Raw genomic sequence first — 14,589 nt, forward strand, 5'->3', positions numbered from 1 at the left:
CATGTTGAAGATTTACGCCCATCGTGGCAATCAAGCTCAGGCTGTCGAAAACAGCTTAACCGCCTTCCGAGACGCCGTGACAGCGGGTGCAGATGGTATCGAATGCGACTTGCACTTGACGGCAGATGGGGCCCTCCTTGTAATCCATGATGAGCAATTAGACCGAACCACGGATAGCCAGGGTGAGGTCAGTGATTTAACCTTGGCCCAGATTCAAGCCGCACGACTGCGTTTTTCCGATGGCCGTGTGACTCAAGATCGAATACCTAGTCTACCAGAATTACTGAACTTATTGCGAGACTTGGATTTTAAGGGGACATTGAATCTAGAACTCAAAACTGACCAAAAGGACTATCCTGGCATCGAAGTAGCTGTTTTAGCCACAGTGGAGGAACTGGCACCAGATTTTGACATCGTCTATTCTAGTTTTAATTGGTATACGCTCCAACGCCTTAAGGCGCTAGCCCCAGGGGCAAAGCTTGCTGCCTTGGTAGAGGAAGCTCACTTGCCTTATTTGTCGCATTTACCAGCCCTAGAGCCGACGGCTATTCACTTGGATCGACAACTTTACCAAGATGAGGATCTGCGAGCTCAGTTCAAGCAGTGGCCTATCCGTCTATGGACAGTCAATGATCCGGCTGATTGGGCGCATTATGCAAGCTTGGCCCAAGATGGACACTTAGAAGCCATTATGACCGACACGCCAGCTGCTGCGCTTGTAGTGCGAGACCAAGGGGAGGCTTGCCATGACTAGATTAGCGGCTCCCTTAATCGTCATTGGAGGGCCTACCGCTGTTGGCAAAACCCAACTCAGTATTGACCTAGCCAAGCGCTTTGGGGGCGAGATCATTAATGGCGATCGCCTACAATTTTATCGCGGTTTGGATATTGGGACGGGTAAGGTGACGCTAGAAGAGATGCAGGGTGTGCCTCATCATGCCTTGGACTTTCTGGATGTAGACCAGGATTATGATGCCAGCCAGTTTCAGGCTTTAGCCCAGAACTTGATTAGGGATTGCCATGCTCGTGGTGTCCTGCCAATTTTGGTTGGTGGCTCAGGCCTTTATCTAGAAGGTCTACTTTATGATTTAGAGTTCGGTGGCAAGGCTAGCCATGACCCGCTCATCCGTAAAGCCCTCGAGCAACGGCTAGAGACGGAAGGAGCTCAGGTCCTCTATGCTGAGTTGTTAGCACAAGACCCACTCGCAGCGTCTAAGATTCCAATTCAAAATCATCGTCGCCTCTTGCGGGCCCTAGAAGTTATGCAGGTGACGGGGCAAAAATTCTCCGACCAGAGTCAGCATGAGACCGCCCAAGCACGTTATGAGACCTGTATTCTAGCCTTAGATCGCCCCCGTGGCCAACTCTACGAGCGAATTAATGCTCGAGTTCAAGCCATGGTGGTGCAGGGGCTGGAAGCGGAAGTTCGTCATCTCTACCAAGTAGCGCAGGGCCAGTTGTTGCCAAGCGTACAAGGTATTGGCTACAAGGAATGGTGGCCATATTTGGCAGGGGACATGACCGACCGTGAGGCAGTTATTGCCGCTATTCAGCAAAATTCTAGGCGCTATGCTAAGCGTCAACTAACCTGGTTCCGCAATCGTATCCAGGGCACTCACTGGCTGGATGCTAGTGACTATGAGACGGCTTTGGCCCAGGCGACTAGCCTAGTTCAAAATTTATTAGATAAGCAGGCAGAGAAAGGAGGGACCCTATGATAGACTTACAAGTTGGCCCTGAACGCGTCCTAGTCATGGCCGTTCAGACGGATCAATATAGCCCGGAACAATTTCAAGTAATCTTAGATGAAATGACCTCGTTAACGGAGACAGCAGGTGGCCAGGTCATTGAAGTAGTCACCCAGAAGTTGCCTAAGTTAGATGGCCGAACGGCTGTCGGGAGCGGGAAACTAGAAGAGATTGCTGCCCTAGTAGAAGCCCGTGAGATAGATTTAGTCATTAGTCTGAATGCTCTGACACCTAGCATGAACCGCCAACTGGAAGCCAGCCTCAAGGTTCAGGTCATCGATCGAGTTCAGCTAATTCTGGATATCTTTGCCATGCGGGCACGAAGTCGCGAGGGGAAACTCCAGGTGGCACTAGCCCAGTATAACTATCTCCTGCCACGGCTCTACGGCCAAGGTAAGCATTTGTCTCGCCAAGGCGGTGGGATTGGGACCCGAGGGCCTGGTGAAACCAAGTTGGAAAGTGATCGTCGCCATATTCGTAGCGTCATTCACCACGTTAAAGAGGAGTTAGCTGATATTGCCGCCCATCGTGAGCGAACCCGTTCACGGCGAGCTCAGGGTGGTCACTGGCAAGTCGGTTTGGTGGGTTATACCAACGCTGGAAAGTCTACCTTGCTAACCCAGTTGACCCAGTCAGAGACCTACGTCCAAGACCAACTCTTTGCGACCTTGGACCCATTGACTCGGCGTATGCCCCTTAAGGGGGAGGACCGCTTTACCTTGACGGATACGGTTGGCTTCATTGAAGAGTTGCCGACAGAACTCATTCATGCTTTTAAGTCAACCTTGGAAGAAATTGGGGGCATGGACTTGCTACTGCACGTAGTAGATTCCTCAGATCCCGCTCAGACCTTGCATGAACAGACTGTTTTACGGATTATTAAGGAGTTGGGATATGGGCACTTGCCAGTCCTAACAGTCTACAATAAGATTGATTGTTTGGCTCCAGGTCAGTCAGTTCATGCGACGGCCTTTCCAAGTATCGCCATCTCTGCCTATGAACCTAGTCATATTGATCGTTTGAAGCGGGAAATCTGGAAGCTGTTGATGGCAGATGCTGACTGGGTTGACCAGCGCATTCCTGCCCATGAAGCCTATAAGGTGGCGGGCATGCGTCAAGAACTCCTAGTGACTAAATTCGACTATGATGAAAATACTGGCGACTATCACCTGCAGGGTTATCGTCGTCGCCAGCAAGACCGAGAGGAGGAGACGCATTGATTACAATGCAAGATATTATTGAAGAAGGACATCCTACCCTACGCCAAGCTGCGGAAGCTGTAGAATTTCCTTTGACTGACGAGCTCAAGGAGACTGCCTTGGCTATGCATGAATTTTTGGTTAATAGCCAAAATCCTGAGATTGCCGAGAAATACGGTCTTCGTGCTGGTGTGGGCTTAGCCGCTCCGCAGATTAACCTACCCAAGCAAATTTTTGCAGTTCATATTATGAGCTATGATGAAGAAGGCAATGAGGCGGAACCGCTCTTGAGTGAGATTCTCTTCAACCCTAAGATTATCAGCCATTCTGTTCAGGAAGTGGCTCTGCGTGATGGTGAAGGTTGCCTATCTGTTAATCGTGAAGTACCAGGCTTGGTACCACGACCACGCCGTATCCGCCTGCGCTACCAAGATATGGAAGGCAAGGAACATGAGCTCCGTCTACGCGACTATGAAGCCATTGTAGTCCAACATGAACTAGACCATCTCAAAGGCATCATGTTCTATGACCATATTAACCAACAACAGCCTTGGTATGAAAAACCAGGTTTAGAACTATTGTAAGACTGAGTGACTGGGTAATAATCTCAGTCCTCTTTTTTGTGTGGAGTAGGAATCTATTTTTACCTATCTGATTTAGATTGCTTGGCTCTATCTTGTCATGAAAGGGAAATGCGTTTAAAATAAGAAAGAAAGAGTTTGCAAATGCTGGGTTAGTCCCGGCTAAAAAGGAGATATTTATGTCAGCAACACATAAGCCGATTATCCCTCATGGCCCAGTCCCAAGTCCTGCTCAATGGGCCTATCATCAAGATGAATTAGCAGCCTTTATTCACTTCGGTCCCAATACTTTCAATGACCGGGAGTGGGGGACCGGGACAGAGTCACCAGAAGACTTTAATCCTAGTGACTTTGATGCTGACCAATGGGTTCGCGTGCTCAAGGAAACAGGCTTCAAACGTCTTATTATGGTGCTCAAGCACCACGATGGTTTTGTTCTCTATCCTTCTGCCTATACGGACCACAGTGTCAAAGCTAGTCCCTGGCGACTAGGACAGGGGGATGTCTTGGCTGAGGTATCGGCTGCAGCCAATCGCTATGGGTTGCCCCTTGGCTTCTATCTATCGCCTTGGGATGCCCACCATCCTGATTATCATGTTGACCGCCAAGAGGCCTATAACGACTATTACTTTAAGCAATTACAAGAGTTGTTCGAGAATCCAGCATACGGCTATAAAGGACGCTTTGTTGAAGTCTGGTTAGATGGCGCGCGTGGCGAAGGGGCCCAGGCCGTGACTTATGATTTCAAGCGCTGGTTCGACTATATTGAATCGCAAGGTTATCCTGTCGCAATCTTTTCAACAGAACCGACTGCTCTGCGCTGGGTAGGTAATGAACGAGGCTATGGTGGTGACCCACTCTGGCAGAAGGTTAAGGCTGACTGTCTACGGCAGGGGGATGTTGATTACCTCAATCATGGGGATCCTGAAGGTGATCTCTACTCCTTGGCTGAGGTGGATGTTTCCATCCGCCCAGGCTGGTTCTATCATGATAATCAGCAGCCAAAGTCAGTGGCCGAACTGATGGATATTTACCTTCATTCGGTTGGCAAAGGGAGCCCACTGCTACTTAATATTCCACCTGATCGGCGAGGTCAGTTTGCAGAGGCAGATATTAAGGTTCTACGAGATTTCCAGATTGCGCGGCAGTCCCTTTATGAGACTAATTACTTAGCAGGTGGCCAAGTCCTAGATAGCAATGGACAGTCGCAGAATCAATTACTAGATCAATCGGGTCTTTGGCAGGCTTCTGTTTGCCATGATAACGTGCTAGAGTTAGTCCTACCTCAAGTTGCTAGCTTGGACCTAGTCCAAATTCAAGAAGCCATTCAGTATGGTCAACGGGTGTCTGCCTTTCACATCGACTACTTAGATCAAACAGGCCAGTGGCAACCATTTGCACAAGGTCAGACCCTAGGCTATCGTCGACTAGTTAAAGGGCCACTAGTTCAGACTCAGCGCTTGCGACTGGTTATGGATCGGGCGCAAGCGGCACCTATCCTGAGTGGCTTGGCAATCCACCGTTGGCCAGATCAAGCCAAGGCTCAGCAAACATCAAATAAAGTGACTTTTGGGCAAACTTGCTATGAGGGAGTTAAAGGTCAACCTTTGACCGTGACCTTGCTTCGACAGGGGGATTTGAGTCAGGTACTTAAGGTTAAAATCGCCACTGAACCTGGGACTGGTGTACATGGACGCGTTTATGAGGACGCCCAATACCAGGTAAGCTTTGAAGCAGGGCAGGAAGTGGCTCAAATCCAAGTGCCTAGTCTCTATTATGCTCAAGATCAAGCACATGATTTCTACCTAAAAATCCTGCCGGAGGGGCCTAAAACCAGACTGCTAGTCCTGTAACAAGGGATTAGGGTTTAATTCTAGTTCAAAATTCTTTATAATAAGAGTAGACATTAGCAAAGTAGGTGAAACATCGAATGAATATTGGCTTTTTTACGGATACCTATTTTCCGCAAGTGAGTGGGGTATCGACTTCAGTTAAGCTCCTAAGGGATGAGTTGGTTCGCCAAGGACATGAAGTCATTATCTTCACTACAACTGATCCCAATGCGAGGCCAGAACCAGGCGTTGTGCGTCTGCCTAGTGTGCCTTTTGTAAGTTTTGAGGATCGGCGGGTGGCCTATTCAGGTTTCGAGCGCTGCCTTAAGATTGCCCGTAATTATCAATTGGATTTGGTCCATACCCATACGGAATTCAGCCTGGGTTTAGCGGGCCGTTATGTGGCAAGCCGTCTCAAAATTCCGACTATCCATACCTACCACACCATGTATGAAAACTATACCCACTATATTCTCAACGGCAAGTTAATCCGCCCTGGCACAGTTAAGGTCTTATCCAAGGTCTTCTGTGACCAAGGAAATGGGGTGATTGCCCCTAGCCTCATGACCAAGGACACCTTGACGTCTTATGGCATTAAGGCGCCTATCCGAGTTATTCCAACTGGGGTTGAGATTCCAGATTACAATCCGGAAGGCCGTCAAAGCTTGCGCCAGAAATTAGGTTTGAGCCAAGATGATATCGTGCTTCTCTCTCTCTCTCGTTTGTCCAAGGAAAAAAATATCGCGGCAGTCTTGGAGGTCTATCCGAGAGTCCTGGATAAGTTACCGCAAGCCAAATTAGTCATTGTAGGCGAGGGGCCAGAACGCCCAGTATTGGAGCAACAGGCAAAGGATTTAGGCATTAAGCCTATCTTTGTCGGTGAGGTAGAACACAGCCAAGTCTCTGCTTATTACCAAATGGCGGACCTCTATATCAATGCCAGCATGTCAGAGTCGCAAGGGTTGACCTATTTAGAGGCTTTTGCCAACCGTCTACCGATTATTGCCAAGCGCAATGATTACTTGGCTGGAATTATGACTAACGAGAATTTTGGCGCCTTGTTCGAAGATTTTGAAGATTTTGATCGAGCCATCTTAGATTATTTGGCTAAGATGGAGGCCGGTTTCCGGCCAAATATTGACCGCCAATTGCTTTATCCGCTGTCGCTCGAGCATTTTGAACAGCAAGTAGCAGACTTCTATGAGGAAGTGATTAAGCAAAACAAACGTCGTAAGCGGAGTAGTGGCCTAAACAAAGTTGTGGCCGGCGTTAAGTATCGCTACAAGCAGCTGATGGGAGGTTAAGCAGATGGCAAGCGTTGGATTTATTGGTCTAGGTGTTATGGGGGCCGCGATGGCGCGTCACTTGATGGGCGCGGGTTATCAGCTAGCCTTATATACACGGACAAAAGCTAAGGCGGAGCCCTTGTTGCAGGCGGGTGCCCGATGGGCGGATACGCCCAAAGAGCTAGCCCAGGCTTGTGACCTAGTTTTTACGATTGTAGGCTATCCTCAGGATGTTGAGAGCACCTATTTTGGTCCAGAGGGCCTCTTTGCCGGTGCCCATCCGGGTAGTTGTTTCGTGGATATGACCACATCTACCCCTCAATTAGCAGTTAAAATTGCTGAGAAAGCCCAAGAACTGGGTGTTGAAGCCTTAGATGCGCCAGTATCAGGTGGCGATTTGGGAGCTAGAGAGGCTCGCTTGACCATTATGGTAGGCGGAGCCAAGGCGAGCTATGAGCGTGTTTTACCTTACTTGGAAGTGATGGGAAAGACCATTAAGCGCCAAGGTGGTCCCGGTGCTGGTCAACACACTAAGATGGCCAATCAGATCATGATTGCTGGGACCATGACGGGGATGACTGAGATGTTGGTCTATGCTAAGGCAGCGGGCTTAAGCCTTGATTCGGTCTTAGAGACCGTTGGGGCAGGCAGTGCATCCAACTGGTCCATGGCCAATTATGCACCTCGTATCTTGCGACAAGACTATTCACCAGGCTTCTTCGCTAAGCACTTCAAAAAAGATTTAGGTATTGCCTTGAATGAGGCAAAGGCTATGGGCTTGGATTTACCAGCTACCAGTCTGGCTTGGCAACTCTATGATAAACTCTGTGCAGCGGGTCATGAAGAGGATGGGACTCAGGCACTCATCAAATTATGGTGGCAATCTGAGTGAGAAACTTGCGTCTAGCTTGAAAGTAAGATATGATAACATTGTAGTTTGAGGAATGTTGTCCAGACTTTGCCTCATGGCGAGAAATCGTAGCGCAATGGGCAGCAGAGTTAAGAATGGAGTGAAACTATGAAAAGTTCAGTATTAAATGGGATTATCCAACGTTTAGAAGCTATGACCCATACCGAAAGTGATGTAGAAGTACGCCGCTTCGAGATTGAAGGCGTGGAAAAATGCCAAGTTGCTTATGTAAAAGAAAGCGACACCTTTGAACTGACTGACCACCAATCTGGGTCTGTCTTCCAATACGATGACATCGACCTAGTAGCAATCGAAATTTTCGAGATGTTAGGTTAATAAATGAGACAAAGAGGTTAGGGCCATGGCTCCTAGCCTCTTTTAATTTGCTGCTAGCCTCAAGTAGAAGCTTAAGGTTTGATTAAAGCCGACGAAATCAAGGACGAGCGGGCTTTCTTATGCTATAATGGAAGTGATAGACTTTAAAGGAGCAATGTGTGAATGAAACGCTACATAACGCCAAGTTGGACCATTAACTCGGTCTATGATATCCAGCCCCAAGACCTGCTCAAGCGGGGCTATGAGGCGGCCATTATTGACCTAGATAATACCGTCATTGCTTGGAATAATATGAACTATACAGAAGAAATGGCAGATTGGATTAGCCGTATGACGCAAGCCGGTGTTAAGATTTATATCTTATCTAACAATAAGGTGGAGCGAGTTGCCAAGGTGGCTGAGCCGCTAGGCATTCCCTACAAGGCCGGCGCACTCAAACCTCGCCGTAAGAATTTCCAGCTGGCTTTGGATGCCTTGGGAACTAGTCAGGCTAATACTATCATGATTGGCGACCAAATCATGACCGATATTATCGGGGCTAACCGAGCTAAAATGGCTAGCATCTTGGTCAAACCAATCGCTCGCAACGATAACTTCTATACTTGGGCAAACCGGGCTATTGAACGACTTGCGCTTAAGTTAGTAGGCATTAAACGCAAAGGGGACTGGGGGGATCAACTTGACTGAGGAACACTACCAATGTATCGGCTGTGGGGCTACCATTCAGAGTCAGGATTCTGAACAGGCCGGTTATTTACCAGCATCTGCCTTAGCTAAGGGCTTAGAAAAAGGGCAATTTTACTGCCAACGTTGCTTTAAGTTGCGCCACTACAATGAATTACAAGACCTGCAAATTCCTGACCAAGTCTTCCTAGACAAGCTCAGCGAAATTGCCCATGATGATGCCTTGATTATCAATGTCTTAGATATCTTCGATGTCGAAGGCAGTCTAATCCATGGCTTGGCTCGTTTTATTGGCAACCAACCTTTTGTAGTTTTCGGGAATAAATTCGACTTACTACCTAAGGTGACCCGTCAGAATCGCGTCAAGCATTGGCTCAAAGGCATTTTGGCTGACAATGGGCTCTTTCCACAAGATATTATCCTTGGGAGCGCCCATAAGGGCCATACCCTAACCGAACTGCTGGAATTGATTGAAGCCAATATCCATGACCGTAATATTTATATCGTGGGTGTTACCAATGTGGGTAAGTCTACGCTGATTAATCAGCTTCTAGCCCATTATGGTGGAGAGGGGCAGATTATAACGACCTCCAATCATCCAGGTACGACTTTGGATATGATTCATATTCCCTTGACGCCTGATCACGCTATTATTGATACGCCAGGGATTATCCACCGAACCCAACTAGCCCATTATCTGTCTCGGGAGGCCATGCGTAAGCTCTTGCCAAGTAAGCCTTTCAAACCTATGACTTTCCAGCTTAATGCGGGTCAGACAATTTTCTTAGCGGGTGTTGGACGAGTTGATTTTGAAAAAGGGGAACGAACCTCCTTTACCTATTATGTCTCTAAGGACTGCTACCTACACCGTACCAAGTTGGACAAGGCAGATGCCTTCTATGCCCAACACAAAGGCGGCTTACTAAGCCCACCTAGCGAAGAAGAAGCTGCTGATTTCCCTGACCTAGTGGCTAAGGAATTAAGCCTCAGTCAAGACCAAGATGTGGCCATCTCAGGTCTAGGTTGGTTCAGCGTGAATCGGCCTGTCCGTGTGACGGTTTGGGTACCCAAAGGGGTAGCAGTGACCGTTCGAGACGCTATTATTTAAGAAAGACAAGAGGAACAAGCAAGTGACATCACTTAACAAGAAACAAGTTAACCATCTTAAAAAGATTGCTCATCACGAAAAACCAATTTTTCAGATGGGCAAAGAAGGTCTAGGCCAAACTTTCCTTGATCAGGTGGATCAGGCCTTGACAAAGCGGGAACTAATTAAGTTTAAGGTCCTGCAGAATAGCGAAGAAGAAATTCGGGAAGTGACGGCAGAGATTGCCTATGCCCTCGATGCCCATGCGGTTCAGGTTATCGGCCACACAGGCGTGCTCTACCGACCTTCTCATATTGCCAAATATCAGAAATTATCTGCTGATCTTAAGAAAATCAAGTAAGACCATGCCCATACTTGGGCTGACTTAAGCCAATCATTCAAAGAGGTGATCGCATGATGACACAAACGGAAACCCTAGGCAAGACCTTGACTAGCCTGGCTCAAGAAGTGCAGGTTCAGGGGCCTAAACGCATTGGCATACTGGGTGGGGCCTTTAACCCACCACATTTGGGCCATTTGTTACTAGCTGAGCAGGTGGGGAAGGAATTGGAATTAGACGAAGTCTGGTTCATGCCGGTAGCCAAGCGTCACTACGAGCAAGAGGGGACAGATGTGCCCGTCCTTCATCGGCTCAAGATGGTACAACTGGCCATTCAGGATAATCCCTTCTTCAAAATTCAGCCTTATGAACTTTTGCACGGGGATAAGTTATTTACAGTCGATACCATGCGTTATTTCCGTCGCCTCTTCCCAGACGCTCAGTTCTATTACCTGATGGGAGCAGACCGAGCCCAGAAATTACATAAATGGCATCAGATTGAGCAATTGGCTGAGCTAGTCCAATTTGTGGCGCAAAAGCCAGTCGGGACGCCTATGCCCGAGACCGAGTGGCCGGTTGATTGGGTAGAAGCCCCAACCTTGCCTGTCAGTTCAACCGATATTCGTTTGCGGGTCTTCTGTGATCAAAGCATTCGCTATCAGGTGCCTGAGGCGGTGGCTGCTTACATTGATGCGCAAGGGCTCTACAAAACGGCCTTTGGTCGAGCATAGGGGGAGGTAGACATGACTTATTGGAATACCAATCGTCAGGCCTTCTTAGATGATTTGGCTCAACGTATCAAGCCCAAACGTTATCAGCACGTTCTGAGGGTGGAGCAGACGGCTATTGAATTGGCTGAATGCTATGGAGCGGATGCCGAAGCGGTCAGCATTGCAGCTTTAGCTCATGACTATGCCAAAGACTTGGATGTGGAGCAGGCTCGTGTCCTGGCTCAGACTTTTTGGCCGCAAGTGGATTTAAGTCAAGAGGGCAGTAACATTCTGCATGGTCCAGCCGCAGCTCAAATCCTCTTGGACCGCTATGGTGTGACTGACCGTCGCATCCTAGAAGCGGTGGCTGGCCACACTGTGGGCTGGTATCAATTTGATTTAATCGGCAAGATTCTTTATCTAGCTGACTACATGGAACCAGGCCGCGATTTTCCAGGAGTTGAAGTAGCTCGGGAACTTGCTGCAACTGATTTGAACGTGGCATGCTGGTACAAAATGAAACGCACATTAACTTATTTAATTGAAAAGGAAAAAACTCTCTTTGATGGAGCGGTAGAAATCTACAACCGCTGGTGCCAAGAGGGAATTTAGGAGGAACCTATGACAAAAACAGCTTTAGAAATTTTAGAATTAGCCGTCCGGGCAGCCGATGACCGTTTAGCCCAAGACATTGTGGCCTTAGATGTGCGCAATGTGACCCCTATCGCTGACTACTTTGTAGTCACACATGCCCGTAACGATAAACAATTGGATGCCATTGTAGACTCCGTCGTAGAGGCAGCCCACAAGGAAGGCCTTGAAGTCAAGAACGTCGAAGGTAAAGACGGTGGTAAGTGGGTTCTGATTGACTTAGTAGAAGTTATTATCCATGTCTTCCATTACACTGAACGCGACCACTACAATTTAGAAAAATTATGGCGTGACGCGCCATTAGTGGATGTCAGCGCCTGGGTTAGTGCTCAATGAGCGCCGGTAACTTCAGTCAAATAGCTCATGTCTACGACCACTTCAATGATTTAGAAATCTATGAGCGCTGGTTAGACTTTACATTGACCAGCCGGGATCAAGCGCCAGGCAAGGTTTTAGATGCTGCCTGTGGGACGGGCTGGTTCACTCAGCTTTTGGCCCCTTTCTGTGGCCAAATCTTAGGATTTGACTACGACCCGGCCATGATTAAGGTAGCCAAGGAAGAGCCAGGCAACAGTGAGAATTCAGCCTATCTGGTAGCAGATCTATTGGACTTAAGTGCCTTAGACCAAGATTATGATCTTATCACCTGCTATGCTGACTCGCTTTGTTTCTTAGAAGGCCCTGACCAGGTGGCCAAAGCCTTGAAAGAGTTATTTGGGCGATTGGCTCCAGGGGGGCAACTTTTGTTTGACGTTTGGTCGCCGCAACAAATTGAGAATTTTGATGGTTTTTCTTACTTTGATAGTGACGACCGCTATGCCTTGTTGTGGGATAGTGAGTCGGACTTGGATCAATTAAGTGTCCAACACTATCTGACAGTCTTTGAACAAGTCGGGAGCCATTATCAAAGGACAGACGTCAACTTAGAAGAAAGAACCTATCCCTTAGCTTGGTACCAGTCAGCGCTGAGAGAAGCTGGCTTTAGCCAGGTAGAAGTACTAGTGGACTTCGGCCAGGCCTATTATCAGGAAGGGCAGACGGCTGACCGTTGGTTCTTCCGTGCTAGTAAGTAAAGAGTCAGGAAAGGAGGCTAGACCATGGCCCTGATAGGAATTTTGGCGGAGTATAATCCCCTACATCGGGGTCATGCCTACCAACTGGACTGGGTCAAGCAACACTTTCCTCAGGACCAGATTCTGGTTTTGATGAGCGGTAATGTGGTCCAACGCGGTGAGTTTGCCATCATAGACAAATGGCATCGGGCTCAGGCTGCAGTAGCCGCGGGGGCTGATTTAGTGATTGAATTGCCGACCCTAGCAAGTTTGCAGTCAGCGGATTACTTTGGTCGACATGGGATGGCTATCTTAGCCAAGTTAGGTGTGGAGCGGATTGTCTTTGGAACAGAAAGTGCCCAGATTGCTCAGCTTAAGGACTTCTTAGCTTGGGAAGCTCAGCATCAGGCTCATATCGACAAGGGCATTCAAGATGCGCTCAAGACTGGGTTAGCCTACCCAGCAGCCTATCAAGTGGCTATTCAGTCCCTGGCTGATTGGTCGGATTTAGCGCCTTGGCAGGCCAATCACCAGCTGGGGCTTCAGTATCTTAAGACACTCGCTCAGCTAGCCCCTGATTGTCAGGTGCTGAGCCTGCCTCGCTTGCAGGAAACTGAGGATGGGCAACCTGTTCTGAGTGGGTCTGCTATTCGCCAAGCCTTTCGCCAGGGCCAGGAAATAACGGCAGATTTAGCAGCTGGCCTCCAGGGCCAGCTTAGTCCTGAACTGGATGCACCTTGGTCAGCCTACTGGCCTTACCTGCGCTATCAGTTACTGTCCCAACCTCTGGCTTCTCTAGAGCAAATAGCCGGTGTCAAAGAAGGTTTAGCCAATCGCCTTAAGTCTCAAGCTGAGTTTAAGGAGAAATGGGAGGACTGGCGTCAAGCCATGATTTCCAAGCGTTGGACCCAAGCTGCCATTCAGCGAGTTTCCATGGCCATTCTCTTGCAAATTCCTCAGACAGCAGTGACTGCCTTTAACCAGGAAACGACACCCCAAGCCTTCAGATTGCTAGATGCCTCTCAAGCGGGGCGACCTTGGCTGGGGGCCTGGCGTAAGCGAGAGGATTTAAGTGTCTTTAGCCAATATAAACCTGCTTATGAGAAGGATTATGGCTGGAATTTAGTTGCGGACGCCATCTACCAGTTACGCCCGGGAGGACAGATTCAGTCACAAGTCCAACCTAAACAAGTTCTCAGCTTTCTTTGACAAAAAAATTAGAAAGCTAGGATCAAAAGGGGCCAGAAACGATTGACAGGACCCTAAAATTTAAGTATAATACAAGAGTCGTTTTAGAGGTGATATTAGATGAAATGGACCTTACGTAAAATTCGCGACCACAAGGAAGAGCTACTCCACTTCGATGTCGAATTGGATGTGGCGGCCAAGGTGCAAGCGATGGAACCGTCAATTCTCCATTTAACTCCCGTTCAAGTAACAGGTTATTTCGTTGCTCATGGACAGGAAATATTCTTGCATTGTACCGCAAGTACAGTGATGACATTGCCATCAACTCGCAGCTTAGAACCTGTACCGGTTCATTTACAAGTTCCGATTGACGAACGCTATGTGATGCCGGAATATGATGCGAATGCCGATGAGTACGAGGAGACGACAATTGTGCTCGAACACGATTATATCGACCTCGAGTTAGCAGTCATCGATGCCTTACTGTTGAATCTCCCAATGCGTGTCGTTGGTGAAGAGGAAGAGACGGCTGCATTACCAAGTGGCAAGGATTGGGCTGTGTTGACGGAGATGGATTATCTAGCAAGTCTAGAACGTCAGTCATCGGAAGCAGGGGACCCACGCTTTGCTAGTCTAAGAGCTCTATTAAACGAAGCCAATGCGGATGAGTAATCTTATTCATTCCACAAATTTTTCAGGAGGTGTAAACCATGGCAGTACCAAAGAGAAGAACTTCAAAAGCACGTAAAAACAGACGTCGTACCCATTTCAAATTAGTTGTTCCAGGAATGAACCCTTGTCCTGAGTGTGGTGAATTACGTTTAAGTCACCGTGTATGCTCAAACTGTGGTTACTACGACGGCAAACAAGTCGTAGCCAAGGAAGCTTAATTATAGTAATGATGAGGAAGTCATCCAAGCGGATGGCTTTTTTCTTTTGCCCTTGTCGCTTGCCTAGCAGGGCTGATGCAGGAGCATCCTGCTTG

18 protein-coding genes are annotated in these 14,589 nt (G+C 48.2%); all 18 read left to right on the forward strand.

Going from position 1 to position 14,589, the window contains the following annotated elements; translation table 11 throughout:
- Nucleotide 1 precedes the first annotated feature (1 nt).
- The 18 genes from RWO08_RS00240 to rpmF all read left to right on the forward strand — a co-directional run bounded on the left by RWO08_RS00240 (nucleotide 2) and on the right by rpmF (nucleotide 14,494).
- The gene (locus RWO08_RS00240; RefSeq protein ID WP_314210967.1) at nucleotides 2-754 is read left to right on the forward strand and encodes a glycerophosphodiester phosphodiesterase; all 753 of its coding nucleotides are present in this window, start codon (nucleotides 2-4) and stop codon (nucleotides 752-754) included.
- Nucleotides 747-1,718 (forward strand): tRNA (adenosine(37)-N6)-dimethylallyltransferase MiaA, encoded by a 972-nt coding sequence (gene miaA, locus RWO08_RS00245; protein WP_314210968.1) that lies wholly within the window; start codon nucleotides 747-749, stop codon nucleotides 1,716-1,718. Before RWO08_RS00240 ends, miaA begins: the two co-directional genes overlap by 8 nt.
- Nucleotides 1,715-2,968 (forward strand): GTPase HflX, encoded by a 1,254-nt coding sequence (hflX, locus tag RWO08_RS00250; RefSeq protein WP_314210969.1) that lies wholly within the window; start codon nucleotides 1,715-1,717, stop codon nucleotides 2,966-2,968. The genes miaA and hflX overlap by 4 nt, the downstream gene beginning before the upstream one ends.
- Complete coding sequence (def, locus tag RWO08_RS00255; protein WP_314210970.1) at nucleotides 2,965-3,531, forward strand: peptide deformylase; 567 nt, start codon at nucleotides 2,965-2,967, stop codon at nucleotides 3,529-3,531. Before hflX ends, def begins: the two co-directional genes overlap by 4 nt.
- A 176-nt stretch (nucleotides 3,532-3,707) precedes the next feature.
- On the forward strand, nucleotides 3,708-5,381 hold the full coding sequence (locus tag RWO08_RS00260; RefSeq protein WP_314210971.1) for an alpha-L-fucosidase: 1,674 nt from the start codon (nucleotides 3,708-3,710) through the stop codon (nucleotides 5,379-5,381).
- A 77-nt stretch (nucleotides 5,382-5,458) separates the two neighbouring features.
- Nucleotides 5,459-6,664 (forward strand): glycosyltransferase family 4 protein, encoded by a 1,206-nt coding sequence (locus RWO08_RS00265; protein ID WP_311467733.1) that lies wholly within the window; start codon nucleotides 5,459-5,461, stop codon nucleotides 6,662-6,664.
- Nucleotides 6,665-6,668: 4 nt separating this feature from the next.
- Nucleotides 6,669-7,538 carry an NAD(P)-dependent oxidoreductase gene (locus tag RWO08_RS00270; RefSeq protein WP_314210972.1) on the forward strand — a complete coding sequence of 290 codons (870 nt, stop codon included), beginning with the start codon at nucleotides 6,669-6,671 and terminating at the stop codon, nucleotides 7,536-7,538.
- A 126-nt stretch (nucleotides 7,539-7,664) separates the two neighbouring features.
- Nucleotides 7,665-7,892: a YkuJ family protein gene (locus tag RWO08_RS00275; RefSeq protein WP_023391144.1), complete on the forward strand. Its 228-nt coding sequence runs from the start codon at nucleotides 7,665-7,667 to the stop codon at nucleotides 7,890-7,892.
- Nucleotides 7,893-8,054: 162 nt separating this feature from the next.
- A complete protein-coding gene (locus tag RWO08_RS00280; protein ID WP_291429209.1) occupies nucleotides 8,055-8,579 on the forward strand; it encodes a YqeG family HAD IIIA-type phosphatase in 525 nt (174 codons plus the stop codon).
- Nucleotides 8,572-9,684 carry a ribosome biogenesis GTPase YqeH gene (yqeH, locus tag RWO08_RS00285; RefSeq protein WP_306486099.1) on the forward strand — a complete coding sequence of 371 codons (1,113 nt, stop codon included), beginning with the start codon at nucleotides 8,572-8,574 and terminating at the stop codon, nucleotides 9,682-9,684. Before RWO08_RS00280 ends, yqeH begins: the two co-directional genes overlap by 8 nt.
- 22 nt (nucleotides 9,685-9,706) lie before the next feature.
- The gene (gene yhbY, locus RWO08_RS00290; RefSeq protein WP_306486100.1) at nucleotides 9,707-10,024 is read left to right on the forward strand and encodes a ribosome assembly RNA-binding protein YhbY; all 318 of its coding nucleotides are present in this window, start codon (nucleotides 9,707-9,709) and stop codon (nucleotides 10,022-10,024) included.
- Nucleotides 10,025-10,077: 53 nt separating this feature from the next.
- The gene (gene nadD / locus RWO08_RS00295) at nucleotides 10,078-10,734 is read left to right on the forward strand and encodes a nicotinate-nucleotide adenylyltransferase (protein ID WP_306486101.1); all 657 of its coding nucleotides are present in this window, start codon (nucleotides 10,078-10,080) and stop codon (nucleotides 10,732-10,734) included.
- A 12-nt stretch (nucleotides 10,735-10,746) separates the two neighbouring features.
- Nucleotides 10,747-11,325, forward strand: coding sequence for a bis(5'-nucleosyl)-tetraphosphatase (symmetrical) YqeK (gene yqeK / locus RWO08_RS00300; protein WP_314210973.1), 579 nt, complete (start codon nucleotides 10,747-10,749; stop codon nucleotides 11,323-11,325).
- A gap of 9 nt (nucleotides 11,326-11,334) precedes the next feature.
- Nucleotides 11,335-11,700, forward strand: a complete 366-nt coding sequence (gene rsfS / locus RWO08_RS00305; RefSeq protein WP_070756552.1) for a ribosome silencing factor — start codon at nucleotides 11,335-11,337, stop codon at nucleotides 11,698-11,700.
- Complete coding sequence (locus RWO08_RS00310; RefSeq protein ID WP_314210974.1) at nucleotides 11,697-12,437, forward strand: class I SAM-dependent methyltransferase; 741 nt, start codon at nucleotides 11,697-11,699, stop codon at nucleotides 12,435-12,437. The genes rsfS and RWO08_RS00310 overlap by 4 nt, the downstream gene beginning before the upstream one ends.
- Nucleotides 12,438-12,461: 24 nt before the next feature.
- Complete coding sequence (locus tag RWO08_RS00315) at nucleotides 12,462-13,625, forward strand: nucleotidyltransferase family protein (protein ID WP_314210975.1); 1,164 nt, start codon at nucleotides 12,462-12,464, stop codon at nucleotides 13,623-13,625.
- Between the two features lie 99 nt (nucleotides 13,626-13,724).
- Nucleotides 13,725-14,276, forward strand: a complete 552-nt coding sequence (locus RWO08_RS00320) for a YceD family protein (protein ID WP_314210976.1) — start codon at nucleotides 13,725-13,727, stop codon at nucleotides 14,274-14,276.
- 38 nt (nucleotides 14,277-14,314) lie between these two features.
- Nucleotides 14,315-14,494: a 50S ribosomal protein L32 gene (rpmF, locus tag RWO08_RS00325; RefSeq protein WP_083316332.1), complete on the forward strand. Its 180-nt coding sequence runs from the start codon at nucleotides 14,315-14,317 to the stop codon at nucleotides 14,492-14,494.
- The last annotated feature ends 95 nt before the right edge of the window (nucleotides 14,495-14,589 follow it).

It is taken from the genome of uncultured Abiotrophia sp., from assembly GCF_963520105.1.
Classification (GTDB): Bacteria; Bacillota; Bacilli; order Lactobacillales; family Aerococcaceae; genus Abiotrophia.

Coding starts and splice junctions, on each gene's coding strand:
- RWO08_RS00240 (WP_314210967.1), top strand. CDS start 2: ATGTTGAAGATTTACGCCCATCGTGGCAATCAAGCTCAGGCTGTCGAA.
- miaA (WP_314210968.1), top strand. CDS start 747: ATGACTAGATTAGCGGCTCCCTTAATCGTCATTGGAGGGCCTACCGCT.
- hflX (WP_314210969.1), top strand. CDS start 1,715: ATGATAGACTTACAAGTTGGCCCTGAACGCGTCCTAGTCATGGCCGTT.
- RWO08_RS00260 (WP_314210971.1), top strand. CDS start 3,708: ATGTCAGCAACACATAAGCCGATTATCCCTCATGGCCCAGTCCCAAGT.
- RWO08_RS00265 (WP_311467733.1), top strand. CDS start 5,459: ATGAATATTGGCTTTTTTACGGATACCTATTTTCCGCAAGTGAGTGGG.
- RWO08_RS00270 (WP_314210972.1), top strand. CDS start 6,669: ATGGCAAGCGTTGGATTTATTGGTCTAGGTGTTATGGGGGCCGCGATG.
- RWO08_RS00275 (WP_023391144.1), top strand. CDS start 7,665: ATGAAAAGTTCAGTATTAAATGGGATTATCCAACGTTTAGAAGCTATG.
- RWO08_RS00280 (WP_291429209.1), top strand. CDS start 8,055: ATGAAACGCTACATAACGCCAAGTTGGACCATTAACTCGGTCTATGAT.
- nadD (WP_306486101.1), top strand. CDS start 10,078: ATGATGACACAAACGGAAACCCTAGGCAAGACCTTGACTAGCCTGGCT.
- yqeK (WP_314210973.1), top strand. CDS start 10,747: ATGACTTATTGGAATACCAATCGTCAGGCCTTCTTAGATGATTTGGCT.
- rsfS (WP_070756552.1), top strand. CDS start 11,335: ATGACAAAAACAGCTTTAGAAATTTTAGAATTAGCCGTCCGGGCAGCC.
- RWO08_RS00310 (WP_314210974.1), top strand. CDS start 11,697: ATGAGCGCCGGTAACTTCAGTCAAATAGCTCATGTCTACGACCACTTC.
- RWO08_RS00315 (WP_314210975.1), top strand. CDS start 12,462: ATGGCCCTGATAGGAATTTTGGCGGAGTATAATCCCCTACATCGGGGT.
- RWO08_RS00320 (WP_314210976.1), top strand. CDS start 13,725: ATGAAATGGACCTTACGTAAAATTCGCGACCACAAGGAAGAGCTACTC.
- rpmF (WP_083316332.1), top strand. CDS start 14,315: ATGGCAGTACCAAAGAGAAGAACTTCAAAAGCACGTAAAAACAGACGT.